The sequence below is a fragment of the Pedobacter boryungensis genome (genome assembly GCF_013204825.1).
In the GTDB taxonomy this organism is placed as follows: Bacteria; Bacteroidota; Bacteroidia; order Sphingobacteriales; family Sphingobacteriaceae; genus Pedobacter; species Pedobacter boryungensis.
Genome location: NZ_JABMKV010000003.1, coordinates 439,873 through 457,562 on the forward strand (window position 1 = coordinate 439,873; position 17,690 = coordinate 457,562).

At 36.0% G+C, this 17,690-nt stretch carries 8 protein-coding genes; 1 reads left to right on the top strand and 7 read right to left on the bottom strand.

The window, feature by feature from the left end; translation table 11 throughout:
• Window positions 1-62: 62 nt before the first annotated feature.
• From HQN85_RS14115 to HQN85_RS14135, 5 genes are all read right to left on the bottom strand, one after another.
• Window positions 63-2,057, bottom strand: a complete 1,995-nt coding sequence (locus HQN85_RS14115; protein ID WP_173273385.1) for a SusD/RagB family nutrient-binding outer membrane lipoprotein — start codon at window positions 2,055-2,057, stop codon at window positions 63-65.
• Between the two features lie 18 nt (window positions 2,058-2,075).
• Window positions 2,076-5,228, bottom strand: a complete 3,153-nt coding sequence (locus HQN85_RS14120) for a SusC/RagA family TonB-linked outer membrane protein (RefSeq protein WP_173273388.1) — start codon at window positions 5,226-5,228, stop codon at window positions 2,076-2,078.
• 205 nt (window positions 5,229-5,433) lie between these two features.
• Window positions 5,434-6,246 (bottom strand): hypothetical protein, encoded by an 813-nt coding sequence (locus HQN85_RS14125; protein WP_173273391.1) that lies wholly within the window; start codon window positions 6,244-6,246, stop codon window positions 5,434-5,436.
• 10 nt (window positions 6,247-6,256) lie between these two features.
• Window positions 6,257-7,837, bottom strand: a complete 1,581-nt coding sequence (locus tag HQN85_RS14130; protein ID WP_173273394.1) for a SusD/RagB family nutrient-binding outer membrane lipoprotein — start codon at window positions 7,835-7,837, stop codon at window positions 6,257-6,259.
• Between the two features lie 18 nt (window positions 7,838-7,855).
• Entirely contained in the window at window positions 7,856-10,948 is a 3,093-nt protein-coding gene (locus tag HQN85_RS14135; protein ID WP_173273398.1) for a SusC/RagA family TonB-linked outer membrane protein, read from the bottom strand.
• 238 nt (window positions 10,949-11,186) lie between these two features.
• On the opposite strand from HQN85_RS14135, the gene HQN85_RS14140 reads away from it, so the two are divergent.
• Window positions 11,187-11,933 (top strand): DeoR/GlpR family DNA-binding transcription regulator, encoded by a 747-nt coding sequence (locus HQN85_RS14140; protein WP_173273401.1) that lies wholly within the window; start codon window positions 11,187-11,189, stop codon window positions 11,931-11,933.
• A gap of 63 nt (window positions 11,934-11,996) precedes the next feature.
• Here HQN85_RS14140 and HQN85_RS14145 read toward each other — a convergent pair whose 3' ends face one another.
• Both HQN85_RS14145 and HQN85_RS14150 read right to left on the bottom strand, forming a co-directional pair.
• Window positions 11,997-13,853 (bottom strand): RagB/SusD family nutrient uptake outer membrane protein, encoded by a 1,857-nt coding sequence (locus HQN85_RS14145; protein ID WP_173273404.1) that lies wholly within the window; start codon window positions 13,851-13,853, stop codon window positions 11,997-11,999.
• A gap of 10 nt (window positions 13,854-13,863) precedes the next feature.
• Window positions 13,864-17,289, bottom strand: a complete 3,426-nt coding sequence (locus tag HQN85_RS14150) for a SusC/RagA family TonB-linked outer membrane protein (protein WP_173273407.1) — start codon at window positions 17,287-17,289, stop codon at window positions 13,864-13,866.
• Between the last annotated feature and the right edge of the window lie 401 nt (window positions 17,290-17,690).

Genomic DNA, 17,690 nt, shown 5'->3' on the forward strand with positions numbered 1-17,690 from the left:
ATAAAAAGCCCCGCTAGAATTTTAACGGGGCTTATAAATATAATATTAATATACCTAACCTATTATTTGAGGTAATTTTGATACTCTGCATCTGAAGCACAATCCCACCATACAGGCATAGACCAAATATTCGGGTCAGTAGCATGAGGATTTAAAGCTAGCGTATTTACAGAATTGTATTGTATTTCATATACAGGTGGCAATGCCCAACGGCGCATCCAATATCTTGGATCAGTTTTACTACCGCCTGTTAATTGAGCAGTCCCTGTAAATAATGGACCTCTATCATAACCAGGATAAACTACTCCAAAGTTCCCTACATTACCTGCGCTGAAATTAAAACGACGCATATCGTTATAGTTTTCAAGGCTGCATCCCATTGCTACGAACTTTTGCAACATAATATCTTGCATAGTTAAAACCCCAGCATTCTGTGCAACCGCATTGCTTGAAAGATAAGCCGCAATATCACCTGCATTCATTGGCCTCATATCAGGATTAGTTGTACCATAAGAGCCTTGCCATTCAGTCAATTTTGTTTGCATCATATTCAAATGCGCTGTTATGCCTCTTTTATAAGCATCATAAGCTTTGGCAGTCTCACCTTTTCTCATATATACCTCTGCTTCTATAAAGCACATTTCATGGTAGGTTAAAATTTCAAAATCAGAAACTGGACGAGTTTGGAATGAACCTGTAGAACCAACTACACCTGCATTATAAGCGGTAGCATTCACATACCAATTTACATCTGTTTGAGGCTGAGCTGCATTTCCAGAAGTGGCGATTGAATTGCTGCGCATGCTTACATAGGTAGTATCACCAGCAAACACATAATTAGTACTATTGATAAACATAGAGCCAGCCTTATAGGTAACTGTCACATCGTTTCCGCTAACAGTATATGTTTTTCCTTTAGCAATTAAAGATGCGATAAAATCGGCCCTATCTGCAGCAATTGAAATTGTATACTTGATATTAGTATTGGCAGCAGCATAAGTTGGTGTCACAATAGATGTAGGGCTACCTGCCTTCTGTAATCTTGTTGAAGGACCGTAAGAATCCACACCTACTGAACGTGTCCAGTCATAAGATTGTACTTTTCCGTTTGCATCTAGCTTAACGTTAGACATAGCAGCAGGTACAATTTTAGTCATCCTTGGATCTGTTACACTAGAACCACGCATATTTGTCAACAGATTATAGTAGAACTGCGAAATACGCTGATTGTTACCATAAGCGGCATAATTAAAGTTACCATTTGTTACAATAGGATCTCCAAGTAAATAATCCGTAACTGTGCTGTTGTTAAGGCCTTGTTCAACTATGTTGTCGGCATTCGATTGTGGACCTTTAGATAAGCAGATTAAAATAGAATCTGGATTATATGCATCTGCTTTTTTTGATAGTTTCAGCATGTAACGTGCTTTCAATCCCCAGCATAATTTTATCCATTTGTCGATATTGCCTTTATTGATCATATCTCCACTTGTAAGCGCTGGTGCTCCTGCTTCCTGGGCTTTGCCAAATAAGCTAATGGCTTCGTTTAATTTTGCCATACAGCCATAATAAATGGTTTTGCCATTATCTGGTTTAGGACTTGGATTTCCTGTTCCTGCCTCTTTGTATGGCATTTCACCATAAAGGTCTAGCATTTGCATATAACCCAATGCGTGGAAAACATCGGCGGCAGCCATATAATGATAAGCACCTTGTTTTTTAGCACTATTGTACATATCCTCAACATTTGAAGAGGTAGCCACGAACCAAGTCTGGTAAGGAGTGGTAGAATTGGAATTAGAAGCTTGCCACGTCGTCGAGAACGTATTTTGAGCTGCAGCAATAGCATAATAAACACCCGATTGGCAAGCGGTACGGAAGTTAGTTACCCCTGCTGAGTACATATAAAAGTGTTGTATCCAAGGTAATCTATTCTCTAGCAATACCGTTTGGTTATTTGGGTTATCTGGATCTACGTTAACATCCAACCATTTTTTACACGAAGTTACCGTGCCTATGAGTATACATCCGAGTATAATATATTTTAATTTTTTCATGATATATTTTTCAATTGATTAAAAAGAAACATTTAGTCCAAAAGTGAAAGTCCTCACTGCCGGCACTCCAAGGTAATCTATACCTGTAGATCCAGAACCACCTGTTCCACCCGCCGCACTTACTTCAGGATCCATGCCTTTATAGTTCGTCCAGGTTAATAGATTGGTTCCTACTACTGAAGCAGATAATCCTTTGATAAATTTGGCTTTCTTTACAAGATCTTTAAAATCATAAGTTAATGATACAGAACGTAGCTTTAACCAGTTTACAGAAGTAAGGAAATTATAAGAATTAGCAGCATAGTTATCCCAATAGCGTTGAATCATGTTTGTTCCTGCAACTGTAGTTGTTCCAATGGTATAGGTTTTACCAGCTTCATAGGTCTGTGTAAAATCTGCTCCAGTAACACTGTTCACTCCGGTTACAGTAACCGATTGTCTATCATTTAACAATGTTCGTTTGCTTAAGCCATTTGCAACCAAAGCGTATTCGGTACCATTAAACACATCCCCTCCTTTACGAATATCGAGTAAAAAAGAAAATGAAAGGTTCTTGTATCGGAAAGTATTATTAAAACCACCAATAAAATCTGGCTCACGGTTACCTACAACAGGATTGTTGGTATTTAATTTATACAAACCAGTGGTTGGATCAACCTGATAACGGCCATTTGGAATTTCTGCCTTGTTTGCATCTAATTCACGAAGATATGGCGAACCAGTTAATCCAAGGAAATAACCTCCATTAGGAACCGATGCTGCCTTTACTGTTCCAAACTGTGCGTCTGTTGGATAGAAATAAGCAATTCCAGGAATAAAACTGCCTAACCTACCCTTATTGTAAGAGAAGTTAAGTGTTGCATCCCATGAGAAATCCTTATTCGCAATTGGCTTTCCTGTTAATGCAATCTCCATACCTTTATTAATTACAGTACCGCTGTTTAGCGTACTAAAAATAAATCCACCAGATTGCGCTAAACGGGGTTGTCCAATCTGATTTCCTGTTTCACTATGGTAATAGGTATAATCTAAACCAATGCGACCTTTCAAGAATCTGAACTCTGCGCCAATTTCCCACGAATCCTGCTTTTCAGGTTTTAGGTTGGGATTACCAGCAGCCCATTGGTTACCAACAGCAGTATAAGAACCAATAGTATATGGTGCATTTACATTCGTTGCTGTTGCATATGGATCTGTATCTTTACCTACACTTGCCCAGCTTGCCCTGATCTTTCCGAAAGAAAGGATATTGTTTTTAGGAAGTAGCTCAGTAAACACAAATGCACCGCTTATTGATGGATAAAAATAAGAATAGGCATCAATTGGTAATGATGATGACCAGTCATTGCGTCCTGTAAATGTTAAATAAGCAATGCTTTTATAAGATACTCCTGCTTCTCCATAGGCACCTACCAAGCGCTTTTTACCAGTTGCATCTGTAAAGAACTTATTAGTGTTGGCGATATTGGCTAAACTGATAGTACCTGGTGTATTAAAACCATATCCCCAATGGTTCTGACGTAATGTTTCATTACTTTCAGTAGTACCACCTAGCATAATATGAGCATCAAAGTCTCCAAATGTTTTATGCCAGTTACTCATTATTGTAGAGGTAATGAAACTATAGTTCACCATATTTTTGCTTAAACGACCATTCTGATATAATGGAATAAGTGCAGAACCTGGAGCAATGAAGGTGTAATCATTGGTGGTATATTGATCATAACCAACACGGGCAGTTAAATCCCACCAGCTCGCTATTTTATAGTTAGCACTAACTCCTCCGGTGAAGCGCTTGGTTTGTGAGGTTAACTTATCCTTATTAATAATCCAATAAGGATTATCTCTATCAGAGGCCAAATCAAGTGTTCCGGCATAAGGACGAAATTGAGTACCATCTGGATTAACATAATTTTTGATATCAAATATAGTAGGCCAACTATATAAGGCTTGCATACTTCCTACTCCACTACTATACAAACCAGAAGTTGTTAAGGTTCTATCAATGTCAGCCACAGAATATGCTGCATTTGCATCTACAGTTAGCTTTCCGTATTTCTGCTGACCGTTAAAACGGAAAGTAGTCTTATCATAACCTGTTCCTGGAACAATACCTGATTGATCAAAATTTGATGCTGATAAAAAGAAACTTCCTGTTTTTGAACCTCCAGAAACATTAACATTATTATCGTATACCGCACCATTCTGAAAGAAAGTACCAATATTGTCATAAATTGGCGTACCTGCAGCAATTGGTTTACCCCATGAACTGTAAGCATTCAAATCGCTGAAAACACCATTAGCAGCATAAGAACCTGGACCAAAAGTGGTTTGCACTTCTGGTAACTTATTCGCTTGCGATGTACTTAATCTGCTAGAGACATTTATCTGAATAACACCTTCACTTCCTTTTTTGGTAGTAATAATTATCGCTCCATCAGCAGCTCTAGAACCATATAGCGCAGCTGCAGCAGCTCCCTTTAAAACAGATAAACTTTCTATATCTTCTGGGTTGATATCCATTACACGGTTAGAATAAGTAGTATTACTACGTGTTAAACCATCTGTGCCGGAATTACCAGTCACCGAAGTTGAGTTGTCATAAATTATCCCATCTACTACAAACAATGGCTGATTTTGTCTGCCTTCAGCAGTAGAGCTACCTCCACGAATGGTGATTGATGCTCCTGCACCAGCCGAACCACTAAATTGGGTAACATTTACGCCAGGCGCCTTACCCGCTAGAGAGTTGATGATGTTCGTGTTTTTGTTTTTCATCAGCTCTTCTGAATTCAGCTCCGTAACTGAATAGCCTAAAGCTCTTCTCTCTTTTTTAACACCCATAGCGGTCACAACAACCTCACCAAGTGACTGGCTATCCGATACCAAAGCTATATTTATTGCTCCAGCACCGTTTATTTCCCGCTCTTGGGTTTTCATTCCTAAATAAATAAATTGAATAACATCCCCTTTATTTGCTTTTATGGAATACATTCCATTTGGTTCGGATTGGACCACATTATTGGTTCCTTTAATTTTCACCGAAACTCCAGGAATAGGATTTCCATCCTCGGTGGAAGTTATTTTTCCAGTAATTGTAACTTGTTGGGCCAGCACTTGTGTAGCCATTAGAAACATCGCGAAAAATAACGTAAGTAGTTTTATTTTCATATGTTATTGGGTTAAGTATATACTAATATACAATAATTGAATAAACCGATAAAATATTTATGTAATAACTCTAATACAGTATGTTAAGTTGAAAATTGCGAACTAAATACTGTTATGTGGAGTCTATAAATAAAGCTTCATCATAGATATAGAATCAAAAAAGCCCACCTGAAATTCAAGTGGGCTTTTTTGATTAACAAATTATTTATCGATTCTCTGTAAAATCGAGGAAAGGGGCTGGGCTATTTGTAATTAAATTGCCTCGTAAAGTAAATGTGTACAACCTACCTTTAAGAAATGAGGTTGCGGTTCTAGTCACTAATTTTCCACTTGGAGAATCAATAAGCCTTAAAGAATAAGCACCTTGCTTAACCGCAATATAAGGCGAAGCTGTTTTATAAACTATACCAGTAATTGGCGTTGTAACAATAACAAGTGGCGGAACGCCTGGTGTAGTACTTGTAAATGTTTGTGTCAATTCTAATGATAAAGCAGTTGTATTATGACCAGGATTAACTAGTCTAATATAAGCAATTGAAGTATCTGGAGCTGGTAAAATATCTTCTATAATAAAAGCATCAGATTTTTTAGTTACATAATCATAAATACCACTTGTGTAGTAACTATAGTTTTTACCATCTTCTACTGTTTTAGTTACAGCAGATGTTTCTATGTTTGGTCCTTGGCCTAAAGCAGCGTTTACCACCATAGTACTTGGTGTTAAAGAAGAAAACTTAACACTACCTACTGGCGATAGAGAATAACCTCTTAATGGCACCAACCCTCCAAAGTTAACTCCAGTGGCAGCCTCTACCCCAGAAGCCGTTAAAGTGGCAGTTGTTTTCACATCATTTGCATAAAAATTGACTGTTGGTCCATTAATTGCAAAGTTATAGTATTTAAACTGAGCTCCTGAATATGGAGTAGTAATATCAACCACTGCGTTTTTCTCACATGATGCAAACATCATAGCTAACGCTAGAAGATATATTGGAAATAATAATATATTCTTTTTCATAATTTAAAAATTAAGGGTTTGCAATCCAAATTGGAATAGTGTGATAATCTAATCTTTTACCACCTATTTTTTCAAATGCATCAATATTCCAAACCCATTCCGAGTTATATCTTGGACGTAATCTGTAGGCAGGTTTGTTATTGTTATCACTAAAAAGACGATCGGGAGCTGGAATTGCAAAACCTCTATAAACTTGAGTAGCAGCAGGAGCAGATGGATCTGCATCAATATAATGATACCTTCTTAAATCAGCCCAAGTTTCGTTAATACCCCAACCCCAAAGCGCAATGTATTTTTGCAACATAATATCTCCTAATTTCAAATTAGCTGGATCTGTTGGCACAGCAGCTGACGCCAGAAAAGCTGTTTTTTCTGCTGCAGTAATTTGTGTTACTGTAGAATTTGCAGATTCCGCATTAGCTTGATTAACAAAATCAATATGTGCATCTATACCTTTTTTATACGCATCTAAAGCCGTCACTTTATCACCTTTTCTAAATGCAGCTTCAGCTTTAATAAACTGTAGCTCTGAATAAGTCATAATTGGGTAGCTAGATTTGTCATTAAAAACGTAGTTTCCAGATAAATTTGCTCCAGAAGCAGTTGTACCCCAAAATGTCAACAAAGGTCTCTGGGTTGTTGTACTAGTTCCGTAACCAAAAGTAGGGTCAATACCGTACACATTACCATCTGTAGATGGGAAAAGTAGACGTTTTAATCTAGGGTCTACTGCACCACCAAATTGAGTACCATTCATTAAGTTCACAAAGAAATTAGTTTGTCTAAAAGTAGTTAGATTTCCTCTTTGCGGACCATAGAAGTTAGAAGATGTAGAACCTGCTGCACTGAACTTGAATTTTGCATTATCTGCATTTCCTGTCATTGCCAAGTCTACAGCAGCTATAATATCATCTGGTTTATACTTTGCGCCTTTATTACTTAGGTGATTTAAATTTAACGCTTTCAATCCATAAGCAAAACGTAACCATTTTTCTCTGTTACCTTGAAAAATAGCATCAGTACTTGCTAAATATGCCTGGTTTACTTTACCATCAGTTCTTTTTAGATTTGTGATTGCTAAGTCTACTAAGCGTTGTATTTCTACATATACGTCTTCTTGGCTGTCATAATCAAAAGTTTTTCTACTTTGGTCAAATGCTTGCTTTAAAATTAGCTCGCCATGTGTATCTGTTAAATGCTGCCAGCCTATAGCTTTCAAACAATAACCAATACCCAATAAATCCCAGCGTTCTTCTTGTTCAGAAATACGCATCATGTCAATTAAATTGTATCCTAATAAGAAATACACTGTTCTCCATTGCTCAGATGCAGGATCTGCTGAAGTAAACGTATAACCATGTCTATCCCAAGTATCTGAAGCTGTATTTTCTGCCCAGTTTTGAATATACTTACCAATATAGCGACCATCATATTGTTGTGAGAACGCTAAGTTTGTTTGCATTGGACCCAAATATAAATTGGGTGATACTACTTGTGGATTGTTTGGATTAACATTTACATCCAACCACTTTTTACATCCCGATGCACTGATCAAGATGAGTATAGCCGCACTATATATAAATTTTTTCATTTTTTTTTGATTTTAATCTTACAACCCAATTCTTACACCGAAATTAATCCCTAAAGATGTTGGGAAATTTCCAAAATCAATAGCCATACCTCCAGCACCCACAGTTGCCGCGTTATTACCATTAGCAATTGGATCTGCACCAGAATAATTGGTAATCAAGAATACATCAGTTGCTGTTGCAAAAAATGAAGCCGATTTAACAAATTTTTGTCTAGCCAATAATTTTGATGATAGTGTATAAGATAAAGTAATGTCTCTCATTCTAATCCAATTGATATCCTTCTCTATAAATAGTTCTTCACTAATTGAAGAGTAATATCTGCTATCATAGTATGGATTAACAACAATATTATTTGGTGTTGGTTTAGCAGAATTCTCTAATCCATCTTGTAATACACCTTTAATCACTCTTGGTGTTTCACGATCTAAAGTTCTTGTAGTTAACCCTCTTTGTGTTAAATAATGTTCTGTTGCGTTTAACACATCACCACCTTTTCTAAAGTCAATTAAGAAAGATAATCTGAAGTTTTTGTACCCAAACTCATTAGTCAAACCAAGTGTCCAATCTGGCCAACGATCTGATCCATTAGAAATAAATGCAGTGCTTCTTAATGGAAGGCCTGTAGCTGGACTTATTAATATTTCCCCAGCATTATTTCTTAGATAAAAATTACCTGTAAACTGAGTTAAAGGCTGTCCAGGTTGCGCACCACCACGAACGTTACCATATAACCAAGTATCAGAGCTATAAGACTCTGGCACATCTCTAGGTAATGAAAGCAATTTAGATCTAGATAAATCAAAGTTAGCAATTACATTCCAGCTAAAGTCTTTAGTTAAAATTGGTTTACCAGTTAATAAAACTTCATAACCATGATTTTGTGTATTACCACCATTTAAGTCAGTTAACACGAAACCTGTACCATAACTAGCTCTAATATCTCTAACAATTTGCTCGTCAGTTTTCTTTTTATAATAAGTAAATTCTAAATTAATTCTGCTCTTTAAGAATGATAAATCAGCACCAAATTCGTATGAAGTCGCTATTTCTGGTTTTAACGTAGGATTTGGTCCTGTAAAACCATAGCGATAACCTCCAGCAGATAGATTTTCATATTGTAATGCTGGGTAAATTTTGTAAGGACGTGCGTCTCTACCTACTTGAGCAATACTCGCTCTAATTTTACCACTGTTTAATATTTTCTTAAGTCCCTCTAACCCTTTTAAATCTGTAAAATTAAAACTTGTTGATACAGATGGGTAGAAGAATGAATTATTAGCTATTGGCAAAGTAGAGGTCCAGTCATTTCTTCCTGTTACTGTTACATAAACTAATTTATTATAATTCATTTGAACTTGACCATAAAGTGAAGCAACTCGTCTTTGAACAATAGTACTCAATGCTCTTCTTGTCAATGCATCTGTATTATTGATTGAAGCAAAGTTAGGCTCTAAGAACTTCTCTCCATAAGCACTCAATGCTCTTGCATCTTCAGATTTAATCTCACCACCTGCTAATGCGCTGATGTTAAATTTAGGTAAAACTTCTTTTTTATAATTTACAAAAGAGTTAACGTTTATGTTGCGTGTATTTTGAGTTAATTGATCAAATGCACCTCCTCTTGTAGTAGCATAATAACTCTCTGGGTGGTAAACATTTTGACTTTGGAACGAAGCAATGTCAAATCCAACGCGGGTTGTAAACGTGAAATCCTTAATAGGAGTTAAAATTAAACTAGTGCTCGAAAAAATCCTATTATTTACATCAAAAGCACTATTCTTATTGATATTAAAATATGGATTATCTAATTGACTTTCGTTAGGAAGCGTATCCCAAAACTTTCTTCTCAAACCTGCTGGTGTTAAATAATCCCTAGCATCATCTGTTCTTGGCCAAATTAACAATCCTATTAGTGGTCCTCCAGAACCTTTAAAAACTTTATCATTTCTAGAGTAGCTATAGTTTAATGATAAATCTATTTTCAACCATTTGTTCAGTGTTGCTGCAGTTGAACCACCTAAAGTAAAACGATCATAGCTTGTATTAGGAATCGCACCATTTTGCTGCGTGTAAGTTGATGAAACACGGTAAGTTGCTTTATCAGTACCACCTTCAAATGAAAGATTGTGTTTTTGTGTTAAGGCAGTTTCAAAGAATTCAGAAACGTTATCATAAATTTTTGTTCCGGCCTGATATTTTGGACCAAAATAAGAAATTGTTGTAGTTTCAAGCACTCCATTAGTGCCTAAGCCATATACATCTTGTACATTTGGCACAGAAGTAACTTGGTCTATTCTGAAACTATTGCTATAATTAATACGACCGTCTCCAGCTTTACCTCTTTTAGTGGTGATAATAATAGCTCCATTTGCTGCATCAATACCATATAAAGCTGCTGCTTCTGGTCCTTTTAATACAGTAATATCTTCAATATCTTCTGGACTAAAATCTGATGAACGGTTGGTAAAATCTGTACCTCTATTTTCTAGTGAACTATTACTAGCCATACTAGAAGCAAAATTTGCCGTGTTCATAGTACTATTATCCGAAGGTATACCATCAATTACGATCAGAGGCTGATTATTACTGTTTACAGAACTAAAGCCCCTTAAAATAATCTGACTAGACGCTCCTGGAACACCAGAAGTTGAGTTAATAGTTAGACCCGCAATACGACCCTGTAATCCATTCACAAAGTTTTCTCTTTGAGTTTGAGCAATTACAGCTCCAGAAACTGACTGAATTGAAGCTCCAGCAGCTTTTTTGTCATCCTTAATACCTAAGGCACCCGTAATTTGCACTTCTGATAATTGATTTGCATCTGTTCTTAATACAACATCAATTGAATTTGATGTCCCCACTGTAATTTCTTGACTAATAGTTCCAATAAAACTATATACAAGAATTTGGCCAGGAGCGGCCTTAATGCTATAAACACCATCGGAAGCACTAATTGATCCTCCCGGAAGGCCTTTAACCTTAACTGATGCACCAGGCAATGGCAACCTGTCTTCGTCAAGGATTTTACCCGTAATTGTTTTCTGTTGTGCAAAACTTTGAGTTAAGCATAAAAAACATACTACGAAAAGTAAAAGTAGTTTTCTTTTCATAAAGATAATTTGGTTAATAAATAAGTTTTGTTTTATTGATTGTTTGGCTTTTGCTAAACCCGCATTAATACGCAAAATAGCAATTGCCAAGTAAATATCATAAATATTTTTAAGTTTAAAGAAATTATTTAAACTTAAATGATACCTTTTTGAAATTTTTAATGCAAAAACCAGCAAAAACCAGCATAATATTTTTAATATTTTAATTTTTTATATATTAGTATTCCAAACACTATATATGCTAAAAAAAGAAAGGCACGATTTTGTTATGCGACAAATTAATTTGCATAACAGGGTACTTACTTCAGATCTAGTTCAATTGCTAAATGTTTCTGAGGATACAATAAGAAGAGATTTACAAGAAATGTCTGATGACAATTTATTGTATAAAGTTCATGGAGGAGCTCTTTCTAAATCTTATAATTCTACTTTTGACGACAGCACAGTATATGCCAAGGATGCTAAAATAAATATTGCAAAAAAAACGATCCCATTAATTAAAGATGGAATGGTGATTTTAACAGGAGGTGGAACTACTATCATTGAATTGGTAAAACAATTGCCAGAAAATTTAGCAGCTACTTTTTTTACCATTAGCCCCTTAGTGGCCATTGAATTAGCCAAGTATAGAAAAATTGAGGTAATCTTGATTGGAGGAATGTTTTCGAAAAACTCACAAATTACATATGGCGGTCACGTAATTAGTCAACTTTCTGAAATAAATGCTGATTTATGTTTATTAGGCACGAGTGCTATACATCCTACTGATGGCCTTACAGATACAGATTGGGAAATTAACCAACTGAAAAAGACAATGCTTAGTTCATCCAGAAAATCTGCCATTTTATGCATTTCTGAGAAATTGAATATTTCACTTAGAATTAAAGTGACATCATTAGAAAATATTAGTTATTTGATTACAGAACTAGATCAAGAAGACTTAAAATTAGAAAACTATAGGGTGAAAGGGTTAAGAATTCTGTAAGTTTAAAGGCATTAAATAGAAAAGGCCATCAATAAGATGGCCTTTTCTATTTATAACTAATTTCTACCAACCTGTAGTTTGGCTAAGGGTAAATCCTTTCTCCTTATACTGGTTAATTTGAGTTTGTCCTACTGGTGACAAATAAGATTTATCGGTAAAAGCTGCTCTATTTGATGCATTTGTTACCATCCAAAATCCAACCATAGATGCTGCATTTGTTCCATCATAAGTTACAACCACTCCATTAGGGTTACCATTTGCATCTGCTTTCATCACTTTTACATTTTTAGCAGTAGCTGCTGCTGCTGTTAAAGCTGTAGGTAATTCTGTTGGCAAATTCACCCATGGACCTAGTAAATATTCTGGTTTATTGAAATTCATATAGTTCAATTTTTTCCATCTTCTGATATCTCCAAGTCTGAATTGTTCAAAAACAAATTCCATTCTTCTTTCTCTACGAATTTCCCATATCAAATCAGGAACATCTGCATCACGATTTGGATCAACAGGCATATCTGACAATAATAATGGGGCTGTTTTCTGAACACCTTTAGCAACTGCTGCTGCTTCAAGTGGGCGGCTTCTGAGCGCATTAATAGATTTATCAATTTCAGTTTGCGTTACGGCTGCTCCACTATAATACTGAGCCAAAACTGCTTTAGCTTCAATCCAATTTAACACAATCTCTCCTAAACGTAATACAGGTGCATCAGAAGTATTTGTACTGCTACCATATTGCGATGGGTAAGTTTTCCCAACAAAAGCTATCGCCTCTCTTGGTGCAAATTTATAACCATACAACAAAGTGGCCGAGTTACTAGATGGCTTATCTATAAATGAAGCCTCAAAGCGAGGATCTCTAGTCTTAGCCAAATCAGCAAATGTAAATGTCTTTGCACCTGGAACGGCAGAATTATCAAATGTTTTACCATCGTTAACAATAAATGAGCGAATCAAATTTAAATTACCGTCTACACCAACAACCTCAGTACCATTTTGATAAGATAAAATACTGTGAGTAATTGTTAAAGCAGCATCATAAGCTCTATAAAGTAAAACTTCTGGATGTCCTGCTAAAGATTCTGATGTAAAGATAGATTTGAAATCTTTTGTAAAATTCCATTTATTGCTAGTCATTACGTATTCGGCTGCATCTCTCGAAAATTCTAGGTATTTTTTAGCACGAGCAGCGTCTATTCCATGATAGTGCTCCCAAGTTCCTTCAAATAACATAAATCTAGAGATAAAACCAGCAGCGATGTATCGATTTAAATACTGCGTCCCATCGTTATCACGCATATTGGCCATTACATATTTAAGATCATCATATACTTTATCCATCACTAAGCCTCTAGCATCGCGATTTTTGTATAAAATTGGCAAATCTTCAGTTGTTAATTCTTGATCAAAATAAGGAACATCACCAAAAACACTTACCAATCTGCTATACTCATACGCTCTATAAAAACGAGCTACTGCCGTCCAATGCTTATAAGCATCCGCAGAAAGATTTGGTTTGGCTTTATTTTCTATACGATTTAAGAAAATATTTGCTTTACGCACCCAAGCAAAGCTCCATGTTGGACCCCCATATTGTGGTTGCCATGCAGCACCTTCAGAATTAGATCCTCTACTCGATGGAACACTACTTTCAAAAGCAGATTGTGCATTTTTCCCAGTTAAATCGTCGTTAAAGGTGTATCCTCTAACTGGCGTGTAATCTAATGTGAAGCCAGTTGCATAACCGTTAAAGTAATTGGTATAAAATCCATTCCCGAATAACCTTAAGTCATCTTCGTTACGCCAATAATTATCATCGACTATACTAGTCAATGGCGGGCGATCTAGTGTATCTTTTGTACAAGAAACTAGTAGCATTGTTACTGCCGCTACACTATATATAATTTTATGAAATTTCATATGTATAATTTTAAAAATTTAATTGAAGTCCAAATGATACACTTTTAAAAGTTGGAATACCCACACCAGTACGACCTGAATTATAAGTACTTCCTGCCGAGAATACGTTTATGTTCCCTGCAAGTGCTTCAGGATCTATAGGTAATCCATTCAAGTGATCCCAAGTAATGATATTCTCTAAAGAAGTATATACTCTTAATGAACTTACTCCAAATCTTTTCGTTACTGCTTGTGGTATGGTATAACCAAAAGTTAAGTTTTTAAGACGAAGGTAAGCCATATTTAATAAGTATCTATCTTGAACTTGCATGTTATTGGTTGTTCCACTTCCAGCATTGTTATAAGCTGCAGGATAGAATGCTCCAGTGTTTTGAGGAGTCCAGTAGTCATCTACAAATGTAGCAGGCATTGCACCATCACCTGCATTAAAACCTGCGATGGCTAAAAATCCTTCACCCCAAATCTGACGACTTCCTACGCCTTGGAAGAATGCACTAATGTCGAAGCCTTTCCAATCAGCTCCTAATCTAAAACCATATTCATATCTAGGTGTAGAGTTTCCAATTTTATCCAAATCACCATGATCGTTTAAATTTGCAGACCCATTGCTAATTTCCCCATCACCATTTAAGTCCTTAAATTTAACATCACCAGGCCCAAACATGAATGTTGTAGAATTTTGTAAAAACGGCTGATAGATAGGTTTTACACCATTTACAGTTTTTAACTTATAGGCTTTTTTTCCAGCATTTAATGAACTTTCGGCAGCTGTCAGTGTAATTAACTGCGGTTTTCCAGCACCATCTAGTTCAAAATCATCCAATTGGTATAATCTATCTGTACGATATCCCCAAATTTCACCATAAGTTTTACCTGCATAGTTAGAGTTAACACCAGTTGCGGTACCATATTCTTGAATAGTTGTTCTTGCATCAGAAACATTTGCCGAAAGGTTAATGCCTAATCCATTTTCAAATTTATGGTTGTAATTTACTCCAAACTCCCAACCTCTTGTTCTTAATGCTCCATAATTACTTTGAGGTGCATCTATACCAAGCGTGTTTGGAATACCTTCTTTAGGAACAATGATATTTGTTGCGTCTCTTTGATAAATATCGAAAGTGAAGTTCAAGCTATTTCTCAAAAACCCTGCATCAACACCTAAATTGGCAGTTGTAATATTTTGCCATTCGATATCACCTGCAACCAATGGAGGAGTAGTAACAGAAACAACTCTAGCATTATTACCACCGATCCAAGTTGATAAAGGAGCGTCAGCATAAGAAATGTATAACGAGTTAGGTACTGTTTGATCACCAATTGTTCCATAAGAAGCTCTAAATTTCAATGATGATAAGGCAGGTTTTGCCCAGTCCATAAACTTCTCTTCACTTGCAACCCATCCAGCAGATGCTGACGGGAACCATCTCCACCATAAACGACTAGGGAATTTAGAAGATCCATCATAACGCACATTGGCTTCAAATAGATATTTATTTTTGAATGCATAATTTACACGTCCAAAATAACCCAACTGACCTTCCCAATATTTATCGGCTCCAGCAGTAACTGTTCCAACGCCTAAACCATATTGTGGATTGGTAATATCTGTTAAATTGGTAATCTGTGAAGAATTCCACTCTGTTGTAGAAACCACTCTATTTATACCGGCAATGAATTTGAAATTATTGTCTTCATTCAAATTCAAGTTATAAGTGGTATAAGCATTGATAGTGTGATTAAAATAGTTTTCTGAATAACGATAGAAATGATCTGGCGTTGAACCATTAGCAGTGTAAGTTGCATAATTTAGATCATATGCTCTTATAGCTCCAGGTGTACTACTTGGCACAACATCACCTGCATCATTTACAAATACAGGGTTACCAGAGCCATCTACTCTTGCAATTGGAGCAGACCATGAATCTCTTGCTGTAAAACGAGTACCTGGACGTTTATTAATTGACTCTTGGTTAGTAAAGGTATAATCAAAATCAGCTTTCCAGTTTTTCATAATGTTTACTGTTGTACCCAAGTTAATATTCATATAATTTTGTAGAATATTAGCTGTGTTTGCAGCAGCTGCTTCACTTGCAGGACTACGAATTGGATCTCCATGATCGTCTTTACCAAATGGATAGATTGGAGCCCAACGGTATAGATACAACCATGGATCGGCATTTGCTGGTAAAGTTACATAAGCATATTCCTTATTTCTTCTTGAGAAAATTGCTCCAGCACGAGCTGTAATGTATTTATTAATTTCACTACTTATTCTCATGGAAGCATTGTAGCGTGTAAAACGATCTTCTTTTGCAGGCTTCATCATACCACTCTGATCTAACAAGGCGCCCCCGATATTATAAGATGTTTTTCCTGTTGTACCACCAATAGATAAGTTATGCGTTTGTGTTGGAGCCCATTCTTCAACCATATAATCGTATGGATTATAAGTTCTTACACCCATTTTCTGTCCAGCACTATTTACATACCAATCTCTACCATATACAGTAGGATCATTAGCACCAATGGTATTTCCATATTTTTCCTTCCAAGCTACAGCTTTCTCGTAACTAGCACGGTCTGTAAAATAGAATGCACCAACTGGAGTAGTGGTCCCTATTCTTTCGTAAGCATCAACTATGTATTTCAAGGTATTTACATCTCCCATTTTATATTCCTTTGAAGGATTTTGATAAGAGAAGTTATTACTATAGTTAATTGATGGTTGGCTATTTCCTGAACCTTGTTTAGACGTGATCAATACTACACCAAATGCAGCCTTAGCCCCATAAATAGATGATGCTGCAGCGTCTTTTAGGATTGTAATTGAAGCAATATCACTTGGGTTTACTAATTGAATACTTGGAATTTCTACGTTGTCTAATAAAATTAAAGGTGCAGAGGTACCTCTAAACGAACCAATTTGACCTCTAATTTTAATTGTTGGATCTGAACCTACCTCTCCCGATGGCACAACAATGCTTAAACCTGGCGTAGAACCTTGTAAAGCTCTACCCACATCAGCAATTGGCCTAGACTTTAGTGTTTTGTCGATGTCAATTGAGGATACTGCTCCTGTTAGATTTCCCTTTTTCTGAGTACCGTAACCTACAACAACAACCTCACCTAAAGATTTGCTGTCTGAACGTAATGCTGCATTAATTGTAGTAGAAGACCCAACAGTTTGTTCGTATGTGGTCATTCCCAAATAAACAAATTGTAATACGTCCCCTGCTTTAGTTTGAATGGAATATTTTCCATCGGGATTTGTTTGCACAGCGGAAGTGCTGCCTTTAATTTTTACAGAAGCACCTGGAATGGGCAATCCATCTTCTGCTGAAGTTACTTTACCTGAAACCGTTATTTGTTGCGCCATAGCTTGTATAACGAACAAAAACGTGCCCAAAAACAGCATGAGTAATTTTTTTTTCATAAACATGAATTTGGTTTAATAATGAGTTTTTTATTTATTTATTGCTTAAACATCTACTAAACACGCACTAACACGCAAATCAGTAACTGTCAAGTAAATATCAAAAATGTTTTTTACTAAAAAAAGAAATTTAACAACTATTTAATATGTTTAAACACACGTTTTTATGCAAAAACCAGCAAAAACCGGCAGCATAATTTAATTTTAATATCGGCACTCCTAAAAGCTATAGAAATATTAAAAAAAATAAAAACATGAGTTAGGTTGTTCAATTAACAGAACCAGAAAAACGATGCACTATCTTGAAAGTTTAAGTAGTAGTAGGCAAGAATTAACTTAAAATTAATTTATTATTTAATACCGCATTTATTTTGTGGCATTTTCAGTCGAACTTTACAGGG

Bases quoted from the DNA above. Each gene is read 5' to 3' on its own strand.
- HQN85_RS14130 (WP_173273394.1), bottom strand. From the start codon at position 7,837: ATGAAAAAATTTATATATAGTGCGGCTATACTCATCTTGATCAGTGCA.
- HQN85_RS14120 (WP_173273388.1), bottom strand. From the start codon at position 5,228: ATGAAAATAAAACTACTTACGTTATTTTTCGCGATGTTTCTAATGGCT.
- HQN85_RS14135 (WP_173273398.1), bottom strand. From the start codon at position 10,948: ATGAAAAGAAAACTACTTTTACTTTTCGTAGTATGTTTTTTATGCTTA.
- HQN85_RS14145 (WP_173273404.1), bottom strand. From the start codon at position 13,853: ATGAAATTTCATAAAATTATATATAGTGTAGCGGCAGTAACAATGCTA.
- HQN85_RS14115 (WP_173273385.1), bottom strand. From the start codon at position 2,057: ATGAAAAAATTAAAATATATTATACTCGGATGTATACTCATAGGCACG.
- HQN85_RS14140 (WP_173273401.1), top strand. From the start codon at position 11,187: ATGCTAAAAAAAGAAAGGCACGATTTTGTTATGCGACAAATTAATTTG.
- HQN85_RS14150 (WP_173273407.1), bottom strand. From the start codon at position 17,289: ATGAAAAAAAAATTACTCATGCTGTTTTTGGGCACGTTTTTGTTCGTT.
- HQN85_RS14125 (WP_173273391.1), bottom strand. From the start codon at position 6,246: ATGAAAAAGAATATATTATTATTTCCAATATATCTTCTAGCGTTAGCT.